This window comes from Nonomuraea sp. NPDC050202, assembly GCF_040656115.1.
Classification (GTDB): domain Bacteria; phylum Actinomycetota; class Actinomycetes; order Streptosporangiales; family Streptosporangiaceae; genus Nonomuraea.
On record NZ_JBFALF010000004.1, the window covers coordinates 408,769 to 434,307 of the forward strand.

The 25,539-nt window shown below is 71.2% G+C and carries 23 protein-coding genes and 1 tRNA gene; 11 read left to right on the forward strand and 13 right to left on the reverse strand.

Annotated elements, in window-relative coordinates; genetic code table 11:
• Positions 1-11: 11 nt before the first annotated feature.
• Both AB0I79_RS15650 and AB0I79_RS15655 read right to left on the reverse strand, forming a co-directional pair.
• Positions 12-1,793, reverse strand: coding sequence for a SpoIIE family protein phosphatase (locus AB0I79_RS15650; RefSeq protein WP_357872595.1), 1,782 nt, complete (start codon positions 1,791-1,793; stop codon positions 12-14).
• Between the two features lie 136 nt (positions 1,794-1,929).
• The gene (locus AB0I79_RS15655) at positions 1,930-2,079 is read right to left on the reverse strand and encodes a GPGG-motif small membrane protein (RefSeq protein ID WP_165959640.1); all 150 of its coding nucleotides are present in this window, start codon (positions 2,077-2,079) and stop codon (positions 1,930-1,932) included.
• Positions 2,080-2,142: 63 nt separating this feature from the next.
• Between AB0I79_RS15655 and AB0I79_RS15660 the strand changes: the two genes are divergently transcribed.
• The gene (locus AB0I79_RS15660; protein WP_357872598.1) at positions 2,143-3,096 is read left to right on the forward strand and encodes a TIGR03557 family F420-dependent LLM class oxidoreductase; all 954 of its coding nucleotides are present in this window, start codon (positions 2,143-2,145) and stop codon (positions 3,094-3,096) included.
• On the opposite strand, the gene AB0I79_RS15665 is transcribed toward AB0I79_RS15660, so the two are convergent.
• On the reverse strand, positions 3,063-3,656 hold the full coding sequence (locus tag AB0I79_RS15665; RefSeq protein WP_357872600.1) for a TetR family transcriptional regulator C-terminal domain-containing protein: 594 nt from the start codon (positions 3,654-3,656) through the stop codon (positions 3,063-3,065). The genes AB0I79_RS15660 and AB0I79_RS15665 overlap by 34 nt on opposite strands.
• Positions 3,657-3,737: 81 nt before the next feature.
• Between AB0I79_RS15665 and AB0I79_RS15670 the strand changes: the two genes are divergently transcribed.
• Entirely contained in the window at positions 3,738-4,910 is a 1,173-nt protein-coding gene (locus AB0I79_RS15670; RefSeq protein WP_357872603.1) for an FAD-dependent monooxygenase, read from the forward strand.
• Here the strand turns inward: AB0I79_RS15670 and AB0I79_RS15675 are convergent.
• The 3 genes from AB0I79_RS15675 to AB0I79_RS15685 form a co-directional block, all read right to left on the reverse strand.
• A complete protein-coding gene (locus AB0I79_RS15675) occupies positions 4,837-5,817 on the reverse strand; it encodes a DMT family transporter (RefSeq protein ID WP_357872606.1) in 981 nt (326 codons plus the stop codon). The genes AB0I79_RS15670 and AB0I79_RS15675 overlap by 74 nt on opposite strands.
• A gap of 187 nt (positions 5,818-6,004) precedes the next feature.
• The gene (locus tag AB0I79_RS15680) at positions 6,005-6,376 is read right to left on the reverse strand and encodes a VOC family protein (protein WP_357872609.1); all 372 of its coding nucleotides are present in this window, start codon (positions 6,374-6,376) and stop codon (positions 6,005-6,007) included.
• Between the two features lie 93 nt (positions 6,377-6,469).
• A complete protein-coding gene (locus AB0I79_RS15685) occupies positions 6,470-6,814 on the reverse strand; it encodes a PRC-barrel domain containing protein (RefSeq protein ID WP_357872611.1) in 345 nt (114 codons plus the stop codon).
• A 195-nt stretch (positions 6,815-7,009) separates the two neighbouring features.
• Here AB0I79_RS15685 and AB0I79_RS15690 point away from each other — a divergent pair, with 195 nt between their 5' ends.
• The 3 genes from AB0I79_RS15690 to secA2 all read left to right on the forward strand — a co-directional run bounded on the left by AB0I79_RS15690 (position 7,010) and on the right by secA2 (position 11,206).
• Positions 7,010-7,813 (forward strand): SAM-dependent methyltransferase, encoded by an 804-nt coding sequence (locus AB0I79_RS15690; RefSeq protein ID WP_357872613.1) that lies wholly within the window; start codon positions 7,010-7,012, stop codon positions 7,811-7,813.
• Between the two features lie 186 nt (positions 7,814-7,999).
• On the forward strand, positions 8,000-8,860 hold the full coding sequence (locus AB0I79_RS15695; RefSeq protein WP_357872616.1) for an EamA family transporter: 861 nt from the start codon (positions 8,000-8,002) through the stop codon (positions 8,858-8,860).
• Positions 8,861-9,082: 222 nt separating this feature from the next.
• The gene (secA2, locus tag AB0I79_RS15700; protein ID WP_357872619.1) at positions 9,083-11,206 is read left to right on the forward strand and encodes an accessory Sec system translocase SecA2; all 2,124 of its coding nucleotides are present in this window, start codon (positions 9,083-9,085) and stop codon (positions 11,204-11,206) included.
• Positions 11,207-11,221: 15 nt separating this feature from the next.
• Here secA2 and AB0I79_RS15705 read toward each other — a convergent pair whose 3' ends face one another.
• A complete protein-coding gene (locus AB0I79_RS15705; protein WP_357872622.1) occupies positions 11,222-11,818 on the reverse strand; it encodes a nucleotidyltransferase in 597 nt (198 codons plus the stop codon).
• A gap of 82 nt (positions 11,819-11,900) precedes the next feature.
• Between AB0I79_RS15705 and AB0I79_RS15710 the strand changes: the two genes are divergently transcribed.
• On the forward strand, positions 11,901-12,377 hold the full coding sequence (locus AB0I79_RS15710) for a DUF1360 domain-containing protein (protein WP_357872625.1): 477 nt from the start codon (positions 11,901-11,903) through the stop codon (positions 12,375-12,377).
• 60 nt (positions 12,378-12,437) lie between these two features.
• Here the strand turns inward: AB0I79_RS15710 and AB0I79_RS15715 are convergent, their stop codons facing one another.
• Positions 12,438-14,987: a hypothetical protein gene (locus tag AB0I79_RS15715; RefSeq protein WP_357872628.1), complete on the reverse strand. Its 2,550-nt coding sequence runs from the start codon at positions 14,985-14,987 to the stop codon at positions 12,438-12,440.
• 21 nt (positions 14,988-15,008) lie between these two features.
• Positions 15,009-15,599: a GNAT family protein gene (locus AB0I79_RS15720; protein WP_357872631.1), complete on the reverse strand. Its 591-nt coding sequence runs from the start codon at positions 15,597-15,599 to the stop codon at positions 15,009-15,011.
• Positions 15,600-15,705: 106 nt separating this feature from the next.
• On the opposite strand from AB0I79_RS15720, the gene AB0I79_RS15725 reads away from it, so the two are divergent.
• The 3 genes from AB0I79_RS15725 to AB0I79_RS15735 are packed head-to-tail and all read left to right on the forward strand — an operon-like array spanning position 15,706 to position 19,111.
• Positions 15,706-16,908: an acyl-CoA dehydrogenase family protein gene (locus AB0I79_RS15725; protein WP_357872632.1), complete on the forward strand. Its 1,203-nt coding sequence runs from the start codon at positions 15,706-15,708 to the stop codon at positions 16,906-16,908.
• Complete coding sequence (locus AB0I79_RS15730; RefSeq protein ID WP_357872635.1) at positions 16,905-18,068, forward strand: acyl-CoA dehydrogenase family protein; 1,164 nt, start codon at positions 16,905-16,907, stop codon at positions 18,066-18,068. The genes AB0I79_RS15725 and AB0I79_RS15730 overlap by 4 nt, the downstream gene beginning before the upstream one ends.
• Positions 18,065-19,111, forward strand: a complete 1,047-nt coding sequence (locus AB0I79_RS15735; RefSeq protein WP_357872638.1) for an acyl-CoA dehydrogenase family protein — start codon at positions 18,065-18,067, stop codon at positions 19,109-19,111. Before AB0I79_RS15730 ends, AB0I79_RS15735 begins: the two co-directional genes overlap by 4 nt.
• Here AB0I79_RS15735 and AB0I79_RS15740 read toward each other — a convergent pair.
• Positions 19,082-19,690: a TetR/AcrR family transcriptional regulator gene (locus tag AB0I79_RS15740; RefSeq protein WP_357872641.1), complete on the reverse strand. Its 609-nt coding sequence runs from the start codon at positions 19,688-19,690 to the stop codon at positions 19,082-19,084. The genes AB0I79_RS15735 and AB0I79_RS15740 overlap by 30 nt on opposite strands.
• Before the next feature lie 173 nt (positions 19,691-19,863).
• Here AB0I79_RS15740 and AB0I79_RS15745 point away from each other — a divergent pair, with 173 nt between their 5' ends.
• Entirely contained in the window at positions 19,864-20,631 is a 768-nt protein-coding gene (locus AB0I79_RS15745; RefSeq protein WP_357872643.1) for a nuclease-related domain-containing protein, read from the forward strand.
• 3 nt (positions 20,632-20,634) lie between these two features.
• Here the strand turns inward: AB0I79_RS15745 and AB0I79_RS15750 are convergent, their stop codons facing one another.
• Both AB0I79_RS15750 and AB0I79_RS15755 read right to left on the reverse strand, forming a co-directional pair.
• Positions 20,635-22,011 (reverse strand): VWA domain-containing protein, encoded by a 1,377-nt coding sequence (locus AB0I79_RS15750; protein WP_357872646.1) that lies wholly within the window; start codon positions 22,009-22,011, stop codon positions 20,635-20,637.
• Entirely contained in the window at positions 22,004-22,843 is an 840-nt protein-coding gene (locus tag AB0I79_RS15755; protein WP_357872649.1) for a MoxR family ATPase, read from the reverse strand. The genes AB0I79_RS15750 and AB0I79_RS15755 overlap by 8 nt, the downstream gene beginning before the upstream one ends.
• Before the next feature lie 126 nt (positions 22,844-22,969).
• On the opposite strand from AB0I79_RS15755, the gene AB0I79_RS15760 reads away from it, so the two are divergent.
• Positions 22,970-23,043, forward strand: a tRNA-Lys gene (locus AB0I79_RS15760).
• 79 nt (positions 23,044-23,122) lie between these two features.
• Here AB0I79_RS15760 and AB0I79_RS15765 read toward each other — a convergent pair.
• Positions 23,123-25,489, reverse strand: coding sequence for a right-handed parallel beta-helix repeat-containing protein (locus AB0I79_RS15765; RefSeq protein ID WP_357872652.1), 2,367 nt, complete (start codon positions 25,487-25,489; stop codon positions 23,123-23,125).
• Positions 25,490-25,539: the final 50 nt, after the last annotated feature.

The window sequence follows — 25,539 nt, forward strand, 5'->3', positions numbered from 1 at the left end:
GCGCCGGCCCGCTAGAGCACCCGTACGGCGAGCACGCACACGTCGTCCTCGGCCGTGTCGGCGCCCAGCCGGTCGAGCAGGCAGTTGATCATCTGCTCGGGGTCGTCCCCGGTGCAGAGGTGCGCGGCCTGGAGCAGGGCCTCCATGCCCGCCTCCAGGTCCTGCCCGCGCCGCTCGACGATCCCGTCGGTGTAGAGCAGCAGGACGTCGCCCGGCTGGAGCTGCGTGGCCGTCATCCGGTACTCGGTCACGTCGAACGCGCCGAGCATCATCCCCTGCGTGCCGTCGATCGGCTCGGCCCGGCCGTCCCTGATCAGCAGGGGGGCCAGATGGCCGGCGTTCGTCCAGCGGAACGTGCAGTCCCCCGGGTCGAAGTGGCCGATGATGGCGGTCCCGGTCACGGTGACGCCCTCGTTGGAGTGCACGATCAGGTCGTTCAGCCAGGTGGCGAGCCGGTCGGCGGGCGCCTGCGTGTAGGCCAGCCCGGCCAGCCCCGAGCGCATCTGCAGCATGATGCTGGCGGCGGTCAGCCCGTGTCCCATGGCGTCGCCGATGGCGAGCAGCACCCTGCCGTCGGGGATGAGGCGGGCCTTGAACCAGTCGCCGCCGAGCCGGATGAGCTCCTCGCCGGGCAGGTAACGCACGCCGACGGTCAGCCCCGGCAGGTGGATGAGGCCGCGGCGGATCGGCAGGATCGTGTTCTGGAGCTGGACGGTGACCCGGTGCTCCTCCTCGGCCCGCTGACGCTGCCGGTGCGCCTGTTCGTGCGCCACGGCCAGGGCGCGCTCCCTGCGCCGGTGCTTCGTCACGTCCTGGGCCAGGCAGCGCACCTTGACCGGCACGCCGTCCGCGTCGAGTATCGGCTCGCTGAACACGCTCAGGTGGCGCACCCCGTGCCGCTGCTGGATCCTGAACTCCGTCTCGACAGCCTCCCGGTGCTCCAGCAGGGAACGCACCTGGTCCTCGACGATCGGCAGGTCCTCCGGCACCACCACGGCCGGCAGCTCCTCCAGCGACATCGGCCCCTCGTCGCGTTCGCGGCCGAACATCTCATACATCTGGGGAGTCCACAGCGTGCGCTGCGTGGCCAGGTTCCACTCGCCCCAGCCCAGCTCGGCCAGGCGCTGCGCGCGCTCCCAGCCGGAGACGAGCATTTCCTCGTCGTCCATGGTGCGCCAGCTCACCAGCAGCCCGTCGTCCACGCGGGCCGCGCGCACGCTCAGCGTGGCCGGCCAGAGCAGGTAGTCGAGCACCTCCACGAACTCCAGCCCCTCCCGGTGGATGGGCTCGCCGGTCTCGAAGACGCCGATGTAGTCGTCCAGCAGCCCCGAGCCGGCCACGCCGGGGCTGGCCACCATGAGCCGGTACCCGGTCAGCTCCGCGGCGGTACGCCCGGCCACCGTCCTGGCGTGCCGGTTGGCGGCGAGGATCAGGAAGTCCACGACGCGGCCCGTGGCGTCCTTGACGGGGGTCAGGTAGAGCGCGGAGGCGTGGACGGCCTCCAGCATGCCGGTCACCCAGACGGGCACGTCGAGCGGCTGCCTGGGCTCGTCAGCGGGACGCTCGATGCCCTTGGCCACCTCGACGAGCGCCAGGCCGCTGTGCCGGGCCATCCTCGTGAGCTGATCGGCCGCCTCGCCCGGCCGCACGTTCAGCGATGTGGCGAGCCGGGCGATGGCCTCGTCGAGGATGGCCTGGTCCCGCATGTGCAGGCGCAGCCGTACGAGCAGGTCACGAACCCTCGCCGAGACAGCCCCGGACTCGTAGCGGCTGAACGGCGGAAATCTACTCACACGCTCCTCATGCCCGCCGCGCGGGAATCGAGGAGCGTCACTGTCGATATTTCAGCAAAACGTAGAGACCGCTGGACCGTTCTCGGGGATCGGCCCAGCGGTGGGTTTGGGGCGATGAACGAATCGAACGTCGCCCCTACACATTGAAGATGCTGACCCCGCCAGGCCCGACCAGGAAACCGAGGACGATGAGCACGATTCCCCAGAGCAGGTCGCGCCGGGCCAGGATCACATAGATCCCGGAGATGACGAGAATTACTGCGATGATCCAGAGCAAAGTAGCCATGCGCTGGCATCTGCCCTGAGGAAGCGCCGCATAACATGAGGCGTCGGGGCAGGGAAAAACTTTATGACGACCTTCGGTTATTTCCTGTCGTGCGAGGAGCACGGCCCAAAGGAGCTGATTCGCCAGGCCAAGGCCGCCGAACGCGCCGGTTTCGAGGCTCTGTGGATCTCCGACCACTTCCACCCCTGGCTGGACGAGCAGGGGCAGGCCCCGTTCGTCTGGTCGGTGATCGGCGCGCTGGCCGAGGCCACGTCCCTGCCCATCACCACCGCCGTGACCTGTCCCCTGGTCCGTACGCATCCGGTGGTGATCGCCCACGCCACGGCCACCACCGCCGCGCTCACCGGCGGCCGGTTCCGGCTCGGCGTGGGCACCGGCGAGGCGCTCAACGAGCACGTGATCGAGTCCCGCTGGCCGCCGCTGAGCGAGCGGCTGGAGATGCTGGAAGAGGCGATCGAGCTGATGCGGGAGCTGTTCACGGGCAAGCTGGTCACGCACCGGGGCCGCCACTACCGCGTGGACACCGCCAGGCTCTACACGCTGCCCGACGAGCCGGCGCCCATCCTGGTGTCGGGGCTGGGCAAGAAGTCCACGGCGCTGGCCGGGCGGCTGGGTGACGGGTACATCTCGGTCGCGCCGGACGCCGGCGCCGTACGCGCCTTCCGCGACGCGGGCGGCGCCGGCAAGCCCGCGCTCGGCGGGCTCAAGGCCTGCTACGCCACCGACGAGGCGGCGGCCCGCAAGACCGTGCACCGCCTGTGGCCCACGCAGGGCGTCAAGGGCGAGGCCGCGCAGCTCCTGCCGCTGCCCCGGCACTTCGAGCAGCTCGCCGGGATGGTGACGGAGGACGAGGCCGTCGCCGGCAGCCCGGTCGGCCCCGACCCCGAGGTGCACGCCCAGGCCATCAGGCAGTACGTGGACGCCGGGTTCGACGAGGTCTACGTCAACCAGATCGGGCCCGAGCAGGACGCGTTCTTCGACTTCTACGAGCGCGAGGTCCTGCCGCTGGTCCGCTGACCTCCGGGTCGCAGCATGCCCGCCAGCAGGTCGTCCAGCGCGGCCTCGAGCTCCGCCGGCGTGGGCACGCTGCCCGCGCCGGCGATGGCGTCGAACATCAGCCCCTCCCCGAACGCCACCAGGTTGCGCGCGTGCGTCACCGGGTCGGCGGAGCCCAGGGCCGCCAGCATGGCGACGGCCGGGTCGCGGAAGCGCCGCCCGGCCTGGTCGTAGATCCTGCGCAGCTCCGGCCGCCTGGTGGCCTCCAGGGCCAGCTCGTAGCGGGCCAGCGTGCGGCGCCGGTCCATGAGCTGGATGTGCAGCGCCTGCGCCATGCGCGCGGGCAGGCGCTCCAGCTCGTCCGGGTCGCTGTCGTACGCCCCCGCCAGGGCCCGCATCTCCAGCTCGGTGAGCCGTGACAACGTCAGCTCCAGCAGCGCCGCGCGGGTGCGGGCGAGGTTGGACGTGGAGCCGGGCGGCAGGTCCGCCGCCTCGTCGACGGCCCGGTGGGTCAGCCCGCGCATGCCCCGCTCGGCGAGCAGGGTGATGGCCGTGTCGGCGACAAGGTCGGAGCGTTTCACGGAACCCGATACTACAGCGGTAGTGACCGGAAACTACAGACGTAGTATGGTGACACTACAGACGTAGTGAAGGGGGCCGTGATGGCAAGGGCTGTGGTGATCGGCGGAGGCGTCGGCGGGCTGGCCGCCGGGGCGGCGTTGCGGCGCAAGGGGTGGGAGGTGACCGTGCTGGAGCGCGCTCCCGTGATCGAGCCGGTCGGGTCCGGGCTGGCGATCGCCGCCAACGCGCTCAAGGCGCTCGACGTCCTCGGCGTCGGGGACCGGGTCAGGGAGCTGGCCACCGTGGAGGGCCGGCTCGGCCTGCGCCGGGCGGACGGGAGGTGGCTGACGCACACCACGGAGGCCGTCGCGGACGCCAAGTACGGCGACTCGGTGGTGGTCATGTTGAGGGCCACGCTGATGGAGGTGCTCATGGACGCGCTCGGCCGCGAGCACCTGCGCCTGGGCACGACCGTCTCGGAGGTGGACGCCGACAAGGGCCTCGTCCGGACCGACGCGGGCGACCTGGAGGCCGACCTCGTCGTGGGCGCCGACGGGATCAACTCGGCCACCCGGCGCGCGCTCTTCCCCGCGCACCCGGGGCCGGTGTACTCCGGGGTGACGGCCTGGCGCGGGCTCGTCCCGCGCGACGGGCTTCAGGTCCCGCGCTGCGAGAGCTGGGGCCGGGGCACGGTGTTCGGCATCCACCTGCTGGCCGGCGACGTCGTCTACGTCTACGCCACCGACGTGCTGCCCGCCGGCACCGTGCACGCGGACGAGCGCGCGGAGCTGCTGCGCAGGTTCGGCGGCTGGCACGACCCGATCCCGGCCCTGCTGCGGGCGGCCGATCCCGCCCGCATCATCCGCAACGACGTCTACTACAACGCCGAGCCACTGCCCGCCTTCCACCGGGGGAGGGTCGCCCTGGTCGGCGACGCCGCGCACGCGATGACGCCGAACCTCGGGCAGGGCGCCTGCCAGGCGATCGAGGACGGGGTGGTCCTGGCGCACCACGCCGGCCACGCCTCACCGGGAGGCGGCAGTGTGCTGCCCGGCGGGGCGCTGGCGGCCTACAGCGCCGCGCGCGTGGAGCGGACCGCGAAGATCGTCCAGCGCTCCTGGAGCCTGTGCCGCATGAGCAAGCTCCGCAATCCGCTGGCGGTGGGGCTGCGTGACTTCGGGCTGTCGGCCGCCGCGCGGCTCAGCCCAGATCTGATGTTGCGGTCGATGGACGAGGTGCTGAGCTGGCGTCCACCGGCTGAGGCTGGACGGTGACCGACGTCTGCACGACGACCGGCGCCGCCACCGGGAGCTCCAGCGGGACCGGAGCCTGCACGGCCTCGGCCGCGGCGGCCGGCTTGGCGTGGTGGTCGGGCGCGAGCCGGCCGAGCGTGATCGTGCCGGCGATGGTCAGCGCGGCGGCCAGCACGGCGGGCACGGCCGTCGAGGGGGACGTCGGCAGCGGCTCGCCGAGCAGGATCGCGCCGGCCAGCACGGAGGTGATGGGATCGATGACCTGCACTCCGGCGTAGGCGATGCCGAAGTAGCCCACGGCGTACGAGCGCTGCAGCAGCACCACAGCGCAGACCAGCAGCACGGGCACGGCCAGGCTGAACCAGTGGATCAACCGCCCCCAGTCGCCCTCCATCCCGCCGCCGACCACCCGCACGAACGTGGACACGCTCGCCGTCACGACCCCCGCCCCCACGGAGAGCAGCATGGCCTTCGCCGGCCCGTGCACCCGGCTCGCGATGAGCTGCGTGACCAGCGCGACCGCCGCGATCACGGCGATGAAGGCCAGCGCCGCGCCGTCGCTCAGCACGGGCGTCACGTTGTGCGCGGGCACCAGCAGCATGAGCCAGAGCAGGCCCACGGCCACCGCGATCGAGCCGAGGATCTCGGCGCGGTACGGCCTGCGGCCGTACATGAACGCGGCCAGCGGCACGGCGAACACCAGCGTGGCGACGCTGATCGGCTGCACGGCGACCAGCGGCGCGAAGCTCAGGGCCACGGCGTGCAGGCAGGCACCGCTGAAGGAGATGATGCCGCCGACCCACCAGCGGGGGCGTCTCACCAGGCTGAGCGAGGCGCCCTCGGCCACGACCTCGAACTGTTGCATCGCCGCGCCGAGCGCGTATCCCAGCGCTCCGGCCAGGGCGATCAGCATGCCGACCCAGGTCATCGCGGCCCGCGCAGGAGCAGGGGTCCTTTCAGGAGCATTGCTCCAGCTTAAGAGGCAGCAGAACCTCTAGAATCATCCTTTCGGCTGAAAAATGGGCACATGTTGCTTCCGACCTGCACGAACATGTGGCGCATCCTTGAGCCGGCGGTGGGCCGGCGGCCTGCTCCAGGGCCCGCGGAGGGCGGGGCTACGACGTGCGGCAGACGCAGAACAGGTGTCCCTGCGGGTCCCGCAGCACGATCCACCGCGTGCCCTCCTCGGTGACGCCGGGCTGGAACTCGGGCCTGGTGGCGCCGAGCTCGACGTACTCCGCGGCGGCGCGCTCCACGTCCGGCACCTGGAGGTCGAGGTGGAACTGCTTGTCGGGGCTCGGCCACTGGACCGGCTTGCGGTCGGGGACGCGGCCGAAGTAGATGTTGACGGTGCCGTCGGAGATCGCGGCGTACTCGTCCTCCGCGTACGTGACCTCCATCCCGGTCACCTCGTGGTAGAACGCGGCCAGCGCCCTGGGGTCGTCGCAGTCGATGGTGAAGGCCAGGAGGCTTGCTCTCGTCGTCATGCGGACCAGCCTTCCAGGCGTACCTGTCACCTACTGTCAGGTACGCCAGAGGGCCGCACCTTCTCGGCGCGGCCCTCCGCTTACGGCGTCAAGTCACCCGGGGAGGCGGCCGTAGTAGTCCCCCAGCCGCGTCCGGTACTCGGGCTCCTTGAACGTGCCCTCGTCGAACTCGGGCGCGTCCTTGATCTCGGCCTTGGTGCGGGCCACGAACACGTTGCGTTCCTGGGGATCGATGCTCGTGACCACTCGTGCCGGGAGCATGACCTTCTTACCGAAGATCCACGGACCGGTGTCGACGATGATGTAGCTCTCGCCGACCTCGTACGTCGCCTCGTCGACGGACCCGATCTTCCCGTCGGTGGCCTGGACGTGGTAACCGACCAGGTCCAGAGCCTGCCCGCGGTCGTAGACGTCAGGTCGATAGTCCCAGAGCTCCATTGGGCTCTCTTCCTCTCTTCTTCCGTCTTCTCGGGCAAGCCCTCACCTACCCGGCTGTGGTTTCGTAAACCCGTGGCCATGTCTGGGGCGATCCTTGACGGGTGGCCGACACGCTGATCTGACTCTCCTGACAACCGCCCGCCATCCGGGGCGCTGGAGCCCCGGGTGCGGATACGATCCGCGCGAGGAGGTCGGATGAGCGGTGAGTGGGCGCCTCCAGGGGTGGATCCGGAGCGGCCGAGCGTGGCGCGGGTGCACGACGCGCTGCTGGGCGGCATGGAGAACTTCGCCTCCGACCGCTCGGTGGCGCGCAAGCTCAGGACCGCGGTGCCCGAGGTGGTGGACCTCGTCTGGTGCAACCGCGCCTTCATCGGGCGGGTCGTCGACTTCCTGGTCAGGGAGGCCGGCATCAGGCAGATCATCGACCTCGGCTCCGGGCTGCCCACGGTGGAGAACACCCACGAGGTCGCGCAGTTCGCCCACCCCGCGTCCAGGGTGGTGTACGTGGACCTCGACCCCATGGTCGAGCCGCACGCCCGCGCGATACTCAACGGCAACCCCTGCGCCGACGCCATCACCGCCGACGCCCGTGACGTGGCGGGCGTGCTGGGCCACCCGGCGGTGCGCCGCCTGATCGACCTGTCGCAGCCCACGGCGGTCATGGCCATCGGGCTGCTGCACCTGTTCTCCGACCAGGAGGACCCGCACGCGCTGATCAGGGCCTACGCGGACGCGCTGCCGCCCGGCAGCTACCTGGCCGTCTCCAACTTCCTGGCCTCCGAGAGCCCCCAGGCCAAGGCGCTGGAGGTGATGCTCCAGGCCACGATGGGCACCGGCTACTTCCGCGACCGTCCGGCCATCGCGCGCTTCTTCGACGGGCTGGAGCTGGTGGAGCCCGGCCTGGTGCACTTCCCCGAGTGGCATCCGGACGAGCGCCTCCCCGGCCCGCTCGCGCCCTGGGAGGAACTGCTGCTGGGCGGCGTCGCCCGCAAGCCGTGATCCCGGTGGGAGGCGGGCTCGCGAGCGCCGTAAGCTGTGACCCGTGCCGAGACGTCTGATCTGTTCCCCGCCCCCCGCCCGCTAGCGGGCGGCGTTCACTGAGCTCTCCGGGTCCGAGCGATCCGGGGGTGGTTGCTGCCCGCACACCGGGCCCATTCCGACCACTCCACCCGGAGAACTCCTGTCATGACCCATGTCTCCGCCCGGCGGGGCGCCCTGTACGTCTCCGTGGCCGCGACCGCCTGGGGCACCGGCGGCGCAGCCGGATCCCTCCTCTTCGACACCGGCGGCCTCGGCCCCGTCGGCGTCTCCCTGTGGCGCTACCTCGTCGGCGCCGCCTTCCTCCTCCTGATCACCAGAAGCGCCCCGCTCGCGTGGAACGGCAGAACCGTGCTCGTCGGCGCCGGGATGGCCGTCTACCAGACCGCGTACTTCGCCGCGATCGACCACTCCGGCGTGGCCGTGGCGACCGTCGTCACGATGGGCGCCAGCCCGATCTTCACCGCCCTGGGCAGCCGCTTCCTGCTGCGCGAGCGGCTCGGCAGGCTCGCGCTGTGCGCCCTGGCCGCCGCGCTGGCCGGGCTGCTCCTGCTCACCGGTGAGGCCGTGCTGCAGGCCCGCTCGTCCGCCGGCATCGCCTTCGCGCTGGCCTCGGCCGCCGGGTACGCCGGGGTCACGCTGCTGTCCCGGCAGGGCAGGGACGACGACACGCGGGCCGCGGCGGTCGGCGGGTTCGTGGTCGGCGCGGTGTGCCTGGCGCCGTTCGCGCTGGCGGAAGGGGTGGTGCCCGAGGTGAGCTGGTCCTCCGTGGCGCTGCTGGTCTATCTGGGCGCGGTGCCGACCGCGCTCGCCTACGGCCTGTTCTTCCGGGCCCTGACCGCCCTGCGCGCCACCACCGTGTCGATCATCTCGCTCGGCGAGGCGGTGGGCGCGGCGCTGCTCGGCGTGTTGCTGTTCGGCGAGCGGCTCACGCCCCTGGCCTGGTCGGGCTGCGTGCTGCTGCTGGCCGCCGTCACGGTGCTCGCCGCACGAGCGGAAACCGCGTGATGTGACGGTCCGGGCCGCCGGATGAGTTAAGGTCCGGTACGGCGACGCTTGCCGAATCGTCGCTCCGCTCCCCGGCCCAAGGCCAAGCGACGGGCCCCGACGAATGAAGGGAACGGTGTCGGCGAAGCGTGCGTTGGAGGAACTGTGGCCTCGTTTAAGGGAATACTGAGGAACCTCCTGGACCGTCCGGGAGGCGTCCCTCTGACGCCCTACCAGAAGATCGTGAAAGCGGCCGACGGCCGGGCGGAGCAGGTTCGCAAGCTCGACGAGCTGCCCAGGCCCGGCATGAGCGATCTGGCCGAGTTCTGTGCCGTCGCGCGCGAGGCCGCCGACCGGACGTTGGGGCTGCGGCCGTACGACGTGCAGTTGCTGGGCACGCTCGCCCTGCTCGACGGCAAGGTCGCCGAGATGGCCACCGGTGAGGGCAAGACCCTGTCCGGGGCCATGGCGGCGGCGGGCTACGCGTTGCAGGGCAAGCGCGTGCACGTCATCTCGGTCAACGACTACCTGGCCAAACGCGACGCCGAGTGGATGGGCCCCTTCTACGAGGCGCTCGGCGTCAGCGTGGGCTGGATCGACCAGAACTCCACGCCGGAGGAGCGGCGCGCGGCCTACGCCAAGGACGTGACGTACGGGCCGGTCAGCGAGATCGGGTTCGACGTGCTGCGCGACCGCCTGCGTACGGACGCGAGCGAGATCATCGTGCCCGCGCCCGAGGTGGCCCTGATCGACGAGGCCGACTCCGTGCTCGTGGACGAGGCCCGCGTGCCGCTGGTCATGGCCGGGGCGGCCGACCCAGGCAACGCGGTGCCGGAGATGGCGGCGCTGGTGCGGCAGCTCGTGCGCGGCTACCACTACGAGATCGACGAACAGGCCCGCAACGTCTACCTCACCCCCAAGGGCGCCGACAGCGTCGAGAACCTGCTCGGCCTCGACCTCTACGACGAGCACGAGCCCGGCGCGCTCATCGAGCTCAACCTGGCGCTGCACGCCCACGCGCTGCTGACCCGCGACGTCGACTACATCGTGCGCGACGGCAAGGTGCAGCTCATCAACCCCTCCCGCGGCCGGGTGGCGCTGCTCCAGCGCTGGCCCAACGGCCTGCAGGCGGCCGTGGAGGCCAAGGAGGCGCTGGCGCCCAGCGAGAAGGGCGAGATCCTCGACTCGATCACCGTGCAGGGCCTGATCCGCCGCTACCCGCAGATCTGCGGCATGACGGGCACCGCCGTGGCCGTCAGCGAGCAGCTCGGCGAGTTCTACGGGCTCAAGGTCGCGGTGATCCCGCCGAACCGGCCGTGCGTGCGCGTGGACGAGCCCGACCGCATCTATCCGACCGCGCCCGACAAGGACGCGGCGCTGGTGGAGGAGATCCAGTCGGTCCACGAGAGCGGCCGGCCGATCCTCATCGGCACGCTCGACGTGGCCGAGTCGGAGAACCTGGCCAAGCTGCTGCAGCGGCGCGGCCTGGAGCCGGTCGTGCTCAACGCCAAGAACGACGCGGAAGAGGCCGCGATCATCGCCAGGGCGGGCGAGCGCGCCGCCATCACCGTCTCCACCCAGATGGCCGGCCGCGGCACCGACATCCGCCTCGGTGACGGCGTGGCCGAGCTCGGCGGCCTCTACGTGATCGGCTCAGGCCGGCACGCCAGCAGCCGCCTCGACGACCAGCTCCGTGGCCGCGCGGGCCGCCAGGGCGATCCCGGCGGCTCGGTCTTCTTCGTCAGCATGAAGGACGACCTGATCACCCAGTTCGTCCCCGACGAGCGCCCGCCCGCCGCCGACGCCGACGGTGTCGTACGCCACCGGCGCGGCGCGTACCTCGTGGGTCACGCGCAGCGCGTCGCCGAGGGCGTCAACCTGGAGATCCACCGCAACACGTGGCGCTACACCCGGCTGCTGGAGCACCAGCGCGAGCTCATCCTGGAGTGGCGCGACAAGGTGCTGCACGGCGACGCCGCCGCCAAGGCGCTGGCCGAGGCCGACCCCGAGCGCTGGGCGGCGATGCCCGAGGAGACCAGGGACGAGACGGCCCGCCAGATCGTGCTGTACGCCATCGACCGCTGCTGGACCGAGCACCTGGCGTTCCTGACGGACCTGCGCGAGGGCATCCACCTGCGGGCGCTGGGCCGGATGAGCCCCATCGACGAGTTCCACCGGGAGGCGGTGGCGGAGTACAAGTCGCTGCTGGCCGAGGTGGAGAAGCGCTCGCTGGAGGCGTTCGAGGCGCCGGAGCCGGATCTGAAGCGGCCCACGGCGACATGGACGTACCTGGTGCAGGACAACCCGTTCGGCACCGAGTGGGACCGCATCCTCAAGCGGGTCACGGCGGCCACCCGCCGCGGCTGACCGGCCCGCCCGGGATCAGGGCCACTTGGGGTCGCCGGACGGCACGACCGGCCCGGTCAGCACGCCCAGCCGCTCCAGCAAGGTGATGAACGTGGTCGCGTACGGCGAGTCGGCCGTCACGGCGGCCACGCGCGGCCAGTCCACCTGCTCGCGCAGCGCCCGTACCTGCGCCAGCAGGGCGCCGTAGTCGCAGGCGTGCTCCGACAGCGGCAGCAGCCAGGAGATGACCAGGTCGGTGGCCTCCAGCACGGGGACGATCACCGCGGACGCCTTCAGCGGCTCCGCCCGGTCGAGCAGCGCGTCGGTGATCGCCAGGTCGGAGACCCGGAAGATCAGATCCACCAGCCGGCCGTCGTCGTACGCCTTGACCAGCCAGTCCTCCGGCGGTTTGGCCGTCTGGAAACCTATCCCGCGCAGCGCCTCCAGCGCGGCGGGCACGTCGTGCTCGGTGAGGACGAAATCCACGTCATGCAGCGAGGGGGCGGCGCCACGCGCGTACGCCGCGCATCCGCCGGCCAGCGCGAACTTCACTCCGGCCTCTTTCAGCCCCGAGCTGGCACGCTTGAGCGTGTCGAGGATGGCGTCGGTGACCGCGTGACCGTGGCTACTCATGCGAACGGGCTACCCAAACGATCGTCAACTAGACGTTGGATGTCAGGGGTTCCGGGTAGCGCGGGAAGCTATGACCGACATTATGGAAAAGACGGAACGGGCCTACAAGAACGGGCACGACCGGCCGCTGGGAGGCTACGTCGGTCTCCTCGGCGCGTACGGCGGAACGGTCGCCGTGGCCGCCGCCGTGGCGATGCTGGCAGGGCGGAAGGCACCCGAGCACGTCAGCGTGATGGACCTGGCGCTGATGGCGGCCTGCACGCACAAGGTGTCGCGTCGCCTGGCCAAGGATCCCGTCACCAGCCCGCTGCGGGCCCCGTTCACGCAGTACGAGGGGCAGGGCGGCCCGTCGGAGGTGCAGGAGAAGCCGCGCGGGGCGCTCGGCGAGCTGCTCGCCTGCCCGTTCTGCCTGGCCCAGTGGGTGGCCACCGCGTACGCGGCCGGGCTCGTGCTGGCTCCCCGGGTGACCAGGCTCGTGGGGGCGACGATGACGGCGGTGGCGGTCTCGGACTGGCTGCAGCTCGCCTACGCGAAGCTGATGAAGTCGGCGGAGGAGTAGGTCCTTCGCCGGCACACGGTCATCCCCGGCGGCACCGCGCCGCCTTGTCCCGGCCGCGCTTCAGCACGTCTCCCGGTAGGGCACCTCGGGCAGGTGCCGCCGCCACTCCTCGGCCGAGAGCGGGCCGTACCGCTCGCACACCCACGCCTGCGGCTGCGCGGGGGCGGACGGCGCCGCCAGGTCGATGGTCAGGACCGTGCCGCGCCCGGCCAGCACGCGCAGCCAGCGGCCGTCCGCGGAGATCGCCGCCTGCGCGGGCCGATCGGCGGCGGCCGGCACCTGCCGGTCGGCGATCTGGGTGCCGTGGTCCAGCCGCCAGACCCGCACGCGGTCGCTGCCGGTGCTGACCAGCAGCCGCCCGTCCCAGCTGAACCGCAGGTGGCCGGGGGAGGGGCGGTAGCGGCTGTTGTGGGTGGGCACGCCGTCCAGCCCGTAGATCTGGATGCCGGTCTCCTCGGCGATCGCCACCCGCACGCCGTCGGGCGCGAACGTCGTGTACTCCCACGGCATCCTGTCCAGCCACGGCGCGGGCGACGACCGGCCGGCCCGCCTGATCTGCGAGCGTTTCCCGTCGAACACCAGCGCCACCCGGTCGCCGGGGCCGATCACCGCGTACTCGCCCACGTGCACGGCCCGCCCCGCCCGCAGGTCCCACGCCCACCGCTCGCCCGACTGCCTGGCCGCCGCGAACAGCAGCCCGCCTCCCGGGCTGAACCAGGCCGACTGCTCACCCGGCGCGCCCAGCCCGCGGCCGAAGGGACGGCCCATGACGCCGGTACGCGCGTCGTACAGGTACGAGCGGTCCACCCCCACCAGCGCCAGCGTCCGGCCGTCCGGCGACCAGGCCATCGCCCGCACGCTCTGCGCGGGACCTGTCGTGGTGGCCGTCGGCCGGCCGCCGGAGGCCAGGTCGTACAGCCGCAGCGTGCCCTCGTCCAGGGCGGCCAGCGTGGCCCCGTCGGCGGTGATGGCGTACAGCGTGTGGGGTCCCGCGTACGGGTCGGCGAACACCTCCACCGCCGGGTCGTGCGCCGTCAGCGCCCGCCTGCTCTCGGGGATCGGCGCCAGCAACCACGCGGCCAGGCCCAGCTTGCGCGCGGTCACCGGGTCGGCCACCCGCAGCGCCTCGGCCCGCGAGGCCGCCACCCTGGCCATCGCCTCGTCCAGCCGCCCGTCGGCCGCGCCGCGCTGCCAGAGCGCGAGCAGCACGGCCACCACGGCGACCGACAGCAGCCCCGCCATGAGCGTTCGCCGCCTGCGGGCGCGCCGGAGGGCGTGCCATCGGGCGTGCGCGAGCGCCTCGTCCAGGAAGGTCTGCTCGCCCGCGCTCAGCGTCACCCGCCGCCGCCCGCCGGCCGCCCACGCCAGCGCCCTGTCCAGCGGCTCGCCCTGGAAGAGCAGCGACTCCCGGCGCCCGCCCGCCTGCCACCGCCGCGCCGCCTCCGCCAGCTCCCTGTGCACGGCCAGCCCGGCCCGCTCGCCGTCCAGCCATTCCCGCAGCCGCGGCCAGGCCCGCAACAGCGCGCCGTGCGTGATCGCCGGAGGCTCCCCGATCAGCCCGGCCGACCCGTACGCCGCCAGCACCCCGTCGATCGCCGCCACCTCGTCGGGCCCGCGCCCGGCGACCAGCTCGTCCCTGCCGGCGCTCACGACGGCGTCGGCGCCCTCGGAGTCGAGGCCCACCAGCCGCAGGAACACGTCCGGCACCAGGTCCTGCTCGGCCGGGCTGAGCTTGGCGTAGACGGCCTCGGCGCGGGCTCCGAGCGGCGGGTCGTCGATGGGCTCGGGAGGCAGCAGGCGGCCCTGCTGCGACTGGGGCGCGTCCAGGAGGGACATCAGGAGCTGGCGGGCGCTCGGGCGGCGGTCGGGGTCCCGGTGCAGCGCGGCGGCCACGAGGCCGCGTAACGGCCGGTCGAAACGCTCGCCCCGGTCCGCTTGCACGCCGTCTAATCGGTCGTCCTTCGACCGCGGGTCGTCTGACTGGTCGTCCTTCGATCGCGGGCTGTCTGACCGGTCGCCGTTCGATCGCGGGTCGTCTAATCGGTCCTCGCTCGAGCGCGGGCCGTTCGAGCGCGGGTCGTGCGGCCGGTCGCCGGGCCCGTAGGCGGCGAAGACCAGCAGCCGGCCCCAGGCGGCCACGTCCGCGGCCGGCCCGCCGCCGTCGCCGGCCAGCCCCAGCCCGACCAGCCGGGGACCCTCCGAGCCCAGGACGACCTTCTCCGGCGTGAGCGCCCCGTGCACCGCGCCCGCCTCGTGCACCGCCGCCAGCGCGGTGGCCGTGGCGGCGGCCAGCCGGTAGAGGTCGTCGCCCGCGTACGGGCCGTGCCGCTCCACGACCTGGCGCAGCGTCGGGCCCTCGATGTACTCGCTGACCAGGTAGGGCGGCTCACCGTCCAGGCAGACCGCGGTCAGCTTGGCCACCGACAGCGAGCGGACGAGCTCCGCCGCCCCGGCCGAGGCGGCCAGCCTGGCCCGCGCGCCGGCGTCGGCCAGGCACGGCACTCCCAGCGCGTGGCGGACGCCCGCCTCGTCGTACGCCTCGCGCACGACGACCTGCCCGCCGCCGTCGAGCCGGGCGCCGAGCCAGTAGCCCCCCAGCCGGTCGGTCATGCGGGGTGAGACGCCGCCCTTCTAGGAAAGGTTCAAGCGGGCCGCCAGCCTATCCCGGTGCTGCGGCCATTCCTCTTCGAGGATGCCGAAACAGACGGTGTCGCGCCAGGTGCCGTCCGACCGCTTGCGGTGGCGGCGCAGGGTGCCCTCGTGCACGCCGCCGATGCGCTTGATGGCGTTCTGCGAGCGGAGGTTGAGGTTGTCGGTCTTGAGCAGGACGCGGTTGTAGCCCAGGGAGAAGGCGTGGTCGATCAGCAGCAGTTTGCAGCTCGTGTTCACGGCCGTGCGCCAGACGGCCCTGCCGTACCAGGTCCAGCCGATCTCGACGCTCGCCTCGAAGCCGGGTACGTCGGCGTAAGTGGTCCAGCCGACGGCCCGCCCGCTCTCCTTCAGCACCACGGCGTGCGGCACGTGCACGTCGTCGTCGATCAGCTTCCTGGCGACCTTGCCCAGCTCCTCCTCGGTGCGCGGGGCGTCGATGGGCAGCCAGCGCCACAGCTCCTCGTCACCGCCACCGGCGGCGAACAAGTCGGGTACGTGATCCATGGTGAGGGGCTCGAGGCGGACGACGCCGTTCTCGAGCACCACAGGCGCAGGCAGCTTCGCGGTCATGCGAAAACCTTATGAGAACCCATGTGCCACTTTTATGGCCACATGCCCCTTTTTGCGGGGAACCACCTGTCGACACTCATACCGGCCGGTCGGTAGGCTCACGCCCATGGACTTCGCCTTTGACACAGTCACCGAGGACCTGCGCGAGCGCCTGCTCCGCTTCATGGACGAATGCGTCTATCCCGCAGAGCCCGCCTTCGAGGAACAGGCCCAGACCAGCGGCTGGAGCCCGCCGCCCCTGCTGAGCGACCTCAAGGACGAGGCCAGGAAGCGCGGCCTGTGGAACCTGTTCCTGCCCGGCGAGCACGGCGCCGGCCTGACGAACCTCCAGTACGCCCCCCTGGCCGAGATCATGGGCCGGAGTCCCTCCATCGCCCCCGTCGCCACCAACTGCGCGGCCCCGGACACGGGCAACATGGAAGTGCTGTCCATGTTCGGCAACGAGTGGCAGCGCAAGGAGTGGCTCCAGCCGCTGCTCGACGGCGAGATCCGCTCCGCGTTCGCGATGACCGAGCCCGACGTGGCCTCCTCCGACGCCACCAACATCGCCACCTCCATCACCCGCGACGGCGACGAGTACGTCATCAACGGCCGCAAGTGGTTCATCTCCGGCGCCATGAACCCCGACTGCAAGATCTTCATCGTCATGGGCAAGACGAACCCGGAGGCGCCCAAGCACCGCCAGCAGAGCATGATCCTCGTCCCCCGCGACACCCCCGGCCTGCACATCAAGCGCGGCATGCACGTCTTCGGCTACACCGACGCCGACCACGGGGGCCATGCCGAGATCGTGTTCGAGGACGTCCGCGTCCCGGCCGGCAACCTCATCGGCGAGGAGGGCGGCGGCTTCGCCATCGCCCAGGCCCGCCTCGGCCCCGGCCGCATCCACCACTGCATGCGCCTGATCGGCATGGCCGAGCGCGCGGTCGAGATGATGTGCAAGCGGGCCCTGGCCAGGACGACGTTCGGCAAGCCCGTCGCGCAGCAGGGCGTCGTGCAGGACTGGATCGCCGAGTCCCGGATCAGGATCGAGCAGGCGCGCCTGCTCGTGCTGAAGACGGCCTGGCTCATGGACACGGTGGGCAACCAGGGCGCCCACACCGAGATCCAGGCCATCAAGATCTCCACTCCCATCACCGTGGAGTGGATCCTCGACAAGGCCGTGCAGGTGCACGGCGCGGGCGGCGTCTCCCAGGACTTCCCCCTGGCCGGTCTCTGGGCCGGCGCCCGCTCCCTGCGCCTGGCCGACGGCCCCGACGAGGTGCACAAGCGGTCGCTGGCCTATCGCGAGCTGAAGAGGTGGATGTGAACGAAGCGGAGATCAAGGAGCGCGTGGCCGCGTTCCTCGGCGAGCACGACCCGAGCGGGGACCGGCTGGAGTTCCTGCGGGCCAGGTTCGACGCCGGGCTGGCGTGGGTGTGGTTCCCCGAAGGGCTCGGCGGGCTGGCGGCCCCTCGCGAGCTGCAGCAGGTCGTCGAGCGGGAGCTGGCCGACACGCCGCAGATCAACGGCGGCAAGCAGGGCATCGGCCTGGGCATGGCGGCGCCGACGATCCTGGCGTTCGGGACCGGGGAGCAGAAGCGCCGGTTCCTGCGGCCGCTGTGGACGGGGGAGGAGATCTGGTGCCAGCTCTTCAGCGAGCCCGGCGCCGGCTCCGACCTGGCCACGCTGGCGACGCGGGCCGTCAGGGACGGCGACGAGTGGGTGGTGGACGGCCAGAAGGTGTGGACGTCCGGCGCGCACCACTCCCGGTGGGCCATCCTCGTCGCCCGTACCGACCCGGACGTGCCCAAGCACCGCGGCCTGACGTACTTCGTGTGCGACATGCAGGCGCCGGGCGTCGAGGTGCGGCCGCTGCGGCAGATCACCGGTGAGGCCGAGTTCAACGAGGTGTTCCTGACCGGCGTGCGGCTCTCCGACGACCTGCGGCTGGGCGAGGTCGGCGACGGCTGGCGGGTCGCGCAGACCACGCTGATGAACGAGCGCGTCGCCATCGGCGGGGCGCCCACGCGGCGCGGGGGCGGTGTGCTGGCCACCGTGCTGTCGGCCTGGCGCGAGCAGCCCGAGCTGCGCACCCACGACCTGCACCAGCGGTTGTTGTTGCTGTGGGTGGAGGCCGAGGTGACCCGCCTGTCGGGGGCGCGCCTGCGCGAGCAGCTCGCCGCCGGGCAGCCCGGCCCCGAGGGGTCGGGGATGAAGCTCTCGTTCGCCCGGCTCAACCAGGCGCTGACCGGGCTGGACGTTGAGCTGCGGCGCGACCTGAGCTACGACGACTGGACGTTCCGCCGCTCGGAGGACGTCGACTTCTACGGCCGCGGCCCCGGCTACCGCTACCTGCGGGCCAAGGGCAACTCCATCGAGGGCGGCACCTCCGAGATCCTGCGCAACATCATCTCCGAGCGGGTGCTCGGCCTGCCCTCCGAACCCCGTGTCGACAAGGACGTGCCCTGGAAGGACCTGCCGCGATGACCCTGCTGTACTCCGAGGTCGAGGAGGAGCTCAGGTCCTCCGTACGCGGGCTGCTCGCCGACCGCTGCCCGCCTGCGGCGGTGCTCAAGCGCATCGAGTCCGAGCCCTACGACCTGGACCTGTGGAAGACGCTGGCCGGCGAGATCGGCGTGGCCGGGCTGCTGATCCCCGAGGAGCTGGGCGGCGCGGGCGCGTCGGCCAGCGAGGTGGCCGTGGTGCTGGAGGAGCTGGGCAGGACGGTGGCACCGGTGCCGTTCTTCACCAGCTCGGTGCTGGCCACGCAGGCGCTGCTGCCGACCCGTGACGCGCTGCTCGGCGAGCTGGCCGAGGGGCGGCGGACGGCGGCGCTGGCCGTGTCGTTCGCCGCTTCCCCGTACGCGCCCGAGCGCGGCTCGTCCGTGACCGTGGACGGCGGCGGGCGGCTGTCCGGGACCGTCACCGGCGTGGCCGGGGCGGAGGTGGCCGACGTGCTGCTGGTGCCGGTCGGCGGCGACCTGTACGCGGTGGAGGGCGCCTCGGTCGAGGTCGGGCCCTCGCTGGACCTGACCAGGCCGGTGGCCACGGTCACGTTCGCCAAGGCGCAGGGGCGGCGCGTCGGCGCGTGCGACCTGGCGGCGGTGCTCAGGTTCGGGGCGGGGCTGCTCGCCTCCGAGCAGCTCGGGGTGGCCGAGTGGTGCCTGGAGACGACGCTGGCCTACGTCAAGGAGCGGCACCAGTTCGCCCGGCCGGTCGGCTCGTTCCAGTCGATCAAGCACCGGCTGGCCGATCTGTGGCTGGACGTGGTGCGGGCCAGGGCCGCGGCCAGGAACGCGGTGGCCGACGCCTCGTCCATCTCCGTGGCCGTGGCGCAGTCGTGGAACGCGGGGGTGGCCGTGCACGCGGCCGAGGAGGCCCTGCAGTTGCACGGCGGCATCGGGATGACCTGGGAGCACCCCGTGCACCTGTATCTCAAGCGGGCCAAGGCGACGGAGATCGCGCTGGGCACGCCCGGCGACCACCGGGAGGCGCTGGCCTCACTCGTCGACGTGCCCGGGCCCTCCTGACAGCGGGGCGTCGAGGGAGGTCAGCAGCAGGTCGGCGAAGTGCTTGCCCACCTGGGCGCCGGTCAGCGGGCCTTCCTCGTGGAACCAGGAGCCCAGGTGGTGCACCGAGCCGAAGAAGAAGTCCACGACCAGCTCCGCCGGGACGCGGTCGCTGAAGACGCCGGTGCGCTGCCCCTCGGCCACGAGCCCGCGGAAGCGCTCGTGATAGCGGCGGCGCTCGGCGCGCACGGTCTTCTGCGTCTCGGGCGCGAGCAGGTGGATCGACCTGAAGAAGATCTTCGAGTCGTCGAGGTTGGCGGCCGTCGTCTCCACGACGTCGGCCGCGGCCCTGTGCAGCCGCTGCTGGATCGTGCCGGGGCCGTCGGCGATCTGCGTCAGCCGGTCCATCTGCATGCGGAGCACCCGGGCGTAGATCTCGTGGAGCAGATCATCCTTGGAGTCGAAATAGTGGTACATGGCGCCCTTGGTGACACCGGCTGCCACTACGATCTCCTGCACGGACGTGCTCTCGAAGCCCCGCTCGGCGAACAGCCTGGTCGCCTCGGCCAGCAGGCGCTGCCTGACCGGTTCGTCTTTCACATCGTCCCCCTTGGTCACCGCCTTAGCATACCGACTGGTCGGTTGATGGTCTTGCGGGTACTAATTCCGTCACCTTAGGCTCGCCTTGGTTGGAGAGCGGGTATCTCTTGACCGGCGAGGGATCTTCGGCGTGGCAGATCCTGCACAACATCTACTCATTCGGGGAGTTTGCCGTGCCCGGTGGCTCTATCTACGTGCAGCCCAACGAGAAGTACACAGGGTCTTCCCCGCAGTGGTGGTACGAGAAGTTCTGGCGCGAGGACGCGCCGAACCGGCGTAAGTACCGTTATGTCAAGGCCGCAGTGGGATTCATCATCGGCGTGGCGCTCGGCCTGAGGTTCGACCTCTCGGGCGTCTCCGCGCTGACCGGCCTGCTGCTCGCGGGGCTCGTCTACGGCGGGGACTGGTTCCTCGACTGGTACTCCTTCCATCGCACGGCCGTGTGGCGCGGGGCCAGGCGTGGCGAGGTGATCACCGGTCGCGTCCTGCGCCGCTCGCTGCGCCGCCACGGCTACCAGGTCCTGGACGGCCGGGCCATCCGCGGCCAGGCCTCCATCGACCACCTCGTGATCGGCCCGGGCGGCGTGTGGATCGTCGACAACGAGTCCTGGGCGCCCGACATCGAGATCGCGTGCTACGTGGGCCGGCTGTTCTTCGGCGAGAAGTACGGCAGCAAGACCGCCAAGGCACTGGTGGAGAAGGCCGAGGCGTTCGCCGATCTGCTCACGCGCGAGACCGGCGTCCCGGTGACGATCAACCCCATGATCGCGGTCCACTGCGGGGTCCTGCCCAGGAACGGCGTGGTGGCCGCCGAGGGCCTCACCCTGCTCAGGCCGCGCACGGCGGCCCGCCTGATCAAGGCGGCCGACACGGGCGTGCTGAACGACTCGCAGATCGAGCTGCTGGCCCGCACCGCGGCCCGGGAGCTCCAGCGCGTCTGAGGGTCAGGCCAGCGTCTCGACGAACGCGGCGAGCTGGGCGACGTTCCGGCACTCCGACATGGGGACGACCGTGCCGTACTCGCCGGCGACCGAGTCGCCCGTGTCCCACTGCGGGCGCGGCTCGGGATTGAGCCAGTAGGCGGAACGGGTCCTCGACACCAGCGACTTGAGCACGTCCAGGGCGGGTGGCTGGTAGTTGGAGCGGGCGTCGCCCAGGATCAGCAGGGACGTCTTCGGGCCGAGCGCGTCGGCGTACCGCTCGGCGAAGCGCTCCAGGCTGTGCCCGTAGTTGGTGCGGCCGAAGCGCACCATGTCCGCCTCGTTCACCAGCCTGGTCATGGCCTCGACCACGTCGGAGCCCGGCAGGAAGAACCGGGTGATCTCGTCCACGGTGTCCACGAACCCGAACGCCCGCACCTTCGTGAACTGCTCGCGCAGCGCGTACGTCAGCAGCAGCGTGAAGTGCGCGAACGACGAGACCGAGTCGCTGGTGTCGCAGAGGATGACCAGTTCGGGCTTGTGCGGGCGGGGCGGCTTGAAGTGGGTGGCCAGCGGCACGCCGCCGCTCTGCAGCGAGGCCCGTACGGTCCTGCGGAAGTCGAGCCTGCCCCGCCTGCCCTTGCGGTGCTTGATCGTCAGGCGCGCGGCCAGCCGCCTGGCCAGCGGGTACACCTCCCTGCGCAGCGCGGCCAGGTCGGCCTTGGTGATGCGCAGGAAGTCGATCTGGTCGAGCGGCGGGCGCACGGCCGAGCGGGCGATCCGTTCGATCCCCGACTCCTCGGCGATGCGGCGGCGCACGTCGGTGGCCACGGCCTCCTCGAAGCGCCTGATCCCGGCGTTGACCTGCTGGCGAACGGTCTTCTCCGCCAGCCCGCCGCGCTCGCGGCCCTGCAGGACGTTGCGCAGGATGGAGGCCATCAGCGTCTCGGGGGACAGAGCGCGCATGACGCTGTAGGAGAACCAGTTCTGCCGGCCGGGCCCCGCCTCCTGCCTGCCGAAACGCTCCACCATGGCCTGCGCGAACTCGCGCATCTCCTGGTCGGTCGAGCTGGTCAGCAGGCCGGCGAGGTGCTCGCGCAGCTCCTTGAGGTCCGCCGTCCCCGGATCGACACGGCCCCCGGCACGGACGGCGGACAGGCCGGTGGTCGAGGCCGGGAACCACAGGTCGAACAGCACGTCGAACCCCGGCCGGTACGCCGGCTTCTTCACCAGCGTCGCCGCGTACGCGGCCCGCAGCGACTCGCGGTCGGCCAGCTCGATCACCCGCATCGCGTTGGCCGCGTCCAGCCCCTCGGCCACCGACACCGGCACGCCCGCCGCCCGCAACGCGTGCACGAACCCGACATGCCGGTCGACGAGCGACCCCCGCGGCTCAGGCATCCGGGAGCCCCAGCTCCTTGGCCGCGCGCTCGTGGTCGGAGGCGTGCTTGAGCACCACGCCCAGCGTCCCGGCCACGGTCGCCTCGTCCAGCTCCTCCCGCCCCAGCGCCAGCAGCGTGTTGGCCCAGTCGACGGTCTCGGCCACGGACGGCGCCTTCTTCAGCTCCAGCGCCCGCAGCGTCGCCACCGTCCTGGCGAGCTGCTCGGCCAGCTCGGCCCGGATGTCCGGCACCTGGGCCAGCACGATGTCCCGCTCCCGCTCGGGCGTGGGGTACTCGATGTGCAGGTAGAGGCAGCGCCGCTTGAGCGCCTCCGACAGCTCGCGCGTCGCGTTGGAGGTCAGCACCACGTACGGCCTGCGCGTGGCGGCGATCGTGCCCAGCTCGGGGATCGTCACCTGGAAGTCGGACAGCAGCTCCAGCAGCAGCCCCTCCACCTCGACGTCGGCCTTGTCGGTCTCGTCGATGAGCAGCACGGTCGGCCCGTCGGCCCTGATGGCCTTGAGCAGGGGCCGCTCCAGCAGGAACTCCTCGGTGAAGATGTCGTCGTCGTCGCTGGTGGCCTGGATCCTGAGGAGTTGCTTCTTGTAGTTCCACTCGTACAGGGCCCTGGCCTCGTCGAGCCCCTCGTAGCACTGCAGCCTGATCAGCTCGGCCCCGGTCGTCCGGGCCACCGCCTTGGCGAGCTGCGTCTTCCCGACTCCCGCCGGGCCCTCGACCAGCAGCGGCTTGCCCAGCGCCGCGGCCAGGAACACCGAGGTGGAGATGGCGTCGTCGGAGAGGTAGTCCACGGCGGCGAGCCGCTCCGTCACGTCGGCGGGCGAGTCGAACATGCATGATCCTGTCTGCCGGAGCCTGTGAGCCTGTGGCTGTGAGCCGAACTTTATTCTAGCCGGTGATGTGCCCCGGATACCGATTCGACCAGGATGCGGATCACCGGTATATTCCTTTCTGCCAGCGCGCCGCTAGCTCAGTTGGTCAGAGCAGCTGACTCTTAATCAGCGGGTCCGGGGTTCGAGTCCCTGGCGGCGCACTCCACGATCGGGCACCCTCGGTGAGGGTGCCCGAAGTCGTTTGCGGGCGCCGGCACGCCTACCCGCCGGCGGGACACCTCACGTGCGAGGGCCGATCCCTTCCAGGGTGAAGCTCCTGTTCCACTCCTTCACCCACGCGCGGCCGAAGCCCTCCGCCGAGCTCAGCGGCGTGGCACGTTCGTCGAACCTGCCGGTGGCCGGGTCGAAGGCGAACTCGGCGGGAGTGGCCCTCTTCACGTTGTAGGAGTCGAAGTCCGGGTTGAAGGTCTTGTTGCTCAGCCCGCCCGCGTCGTCGGTGTAGGCGAAGTCGCCCGTGCCGATGCTCACCGACCGCGTCAGCACGTTGTTCGCCGGGACGTACACGGAGTTCGGATTGCTCCACACGTACTCGTCGGTGCATTCCGTGGTGCCGACCGCCGTGCACGCCTGCCCCCGCGCATCGACGGGGACGTACCAGTCGCGGATGTTCGGGTACTGCTTGCCGTAACGGCGGTGCCACTTCCCAACGTTCTCCCGGGTGTTGGTGAACCCGGTGCCGTCGCCGGCCTTCAGCATGTCGTTGAAGCGCTCGACCACGACCTTCTGGTTGGCCACGGGCAGCCGCTTGCCGCCCTCGTGGTAGAGCTTGTCGTGGCCGATGTACGTGACGTCCTTGAACACGTTGTCCGAGGCGACGTTGCTGTGACCGGACTGGTAGAACAGGCCGTGCTGGACGTTGTCGAAGACGTTGTGGTGGACGACCATGCCGGTCATCCCGTCGTCCATGTAGATGGCCTGGTTGCCGTCCGCGCCGATGTCCTTGAACAGGTTGTACGCCACCACGTTGTTCAAGTACGTGTAGTCCCGGCCCGAATAGATCACCCCCTGGTCCGAGGCGTGCGTCACGAGCCGCTCGAACCTGTTGTGGCTGATCTCCATGTCGTTGCCCATGATCTGGATGGCCATGTGCGGCGCGTCATGGACGTGGTTGTACCTGAAGGTGTTGCCGACGCCGTACATGTAGCCGGCGGGCGTGTAGGTGGCCAGCTTCGAGAAGTCGTGGATCTCGTTGTGCTCGACGACGTGGTTGCCGCGTTCGAGCGAGTCGCGGTCGCCTCCGGCCGTGAAGACGCCGCCGCCGCCCAGGTCGTGCAGCCTGCTGTTGACGACGCGGTTGCGGTGGCCGCCCCGGCTGGTGCGGTATTCGGCGATGGCCGTGATCGCGTCGTTGGCCTGGCCGATCGCGACCGCGTCCATGCTGACGTTGAGGATCTCCAGGCCGTCGATGGTGCACGACTCCGCGTCCAGCAGGCGTACGCCGGTGCCGGTCGTGCCGTTCAGCTTCAGGCCCTTGAGGGTGACGTTCCTGACGTTCTCCAGGGTGAAGAACGGGGCGTCGAAGGAGGTGAAGCTGATCTCCTTGCCTTCGACGGTGCCGCCGGGCGGGTAGTAGTAGAGCGTGTTGTGGCCCTGGTGGCGGTCGATGTAGTACTCGCCTTCGGCGTCCAGCTCGCTCAGCACGTTCTGGGCCACGAACGACGACCACTTGTCGGTGGCGACGTACATGGTCGGGTAACCGGTCCTGATGTCGCCGCCGCCGACCGAGTCGATGCGCAGGCGGTCGTTGGCGTAGTTGTTGCCGAAGTAGCCGGACAGCCAGCCGTCGGTTTCGCGGGCCGTGTTGTCGGTGCCGGTCGTGCCGGTCGCTCTGGCCCACTTCTCGTAGCGGGCGGCCAGCTCCGGGTCCTTGACCGTGTAGACGGGGCCGGGGAGCTTGAGCATGTCCTCGTACGGCATGGTCGTGCCGTCGGCGGTCTTGTCCGAGAAGTAGTCGCGGGCGCCCTTGGGGGCTTCCTTCACGGTGAGGTAGTCGCGGTCGAGTTTCGCGTCACCGTTGGGATACTGCGCGAGGGTCTGCGTGACGTCGTCGGTGATCAGTGCGGGGGCGAAGGGCTGCGGTTTCCAGTTGAAGCCGTTCTTGTTGAGCGTTCCGGCGGGGATGCCCTCCGCGCCTAAGTCGTACACGAAGACGCCGGCGGCCGCGGCGGCCGGGACGCGGGACTTCGACGACCACTTGGCCTCGCCCGCCGGGACGTCGCCGAGCCTGCGGAACCGGTCCGGCGCGAGGGTGGTGACGCCGGCCAGCTCCACCTGCTCGCCGGGGTAGGCGGCGTACGTGACGTACGACTGGTCCGCGCCGGTCACCTCGATCGTCCTGGACGTCTGGTACACGCCTTCGCGGATGTAGACGGTTCCGGGATTGCGCGCGCTCGTCCTGCCCGCGAGCGCGTCGCGGGCGCGTTCAATCGTGGCGAACGGGGCTTTCTCCGTTCCGGTCGCGCCGTCGTCGCCGTTCTTGGCGACGTACACGACGTTCTTGGCGGGTGGGGCGGCGGCGGCCGGGTACGCGCTGACGCCGGTCGCCAGAGCCGCTGCCAGCAGGGGGATCATCGCTTTTCTTGGCATGCTGAAGCAGACCTCGTTAAGGGCAATCGATACAATATTACAGAAGCCGG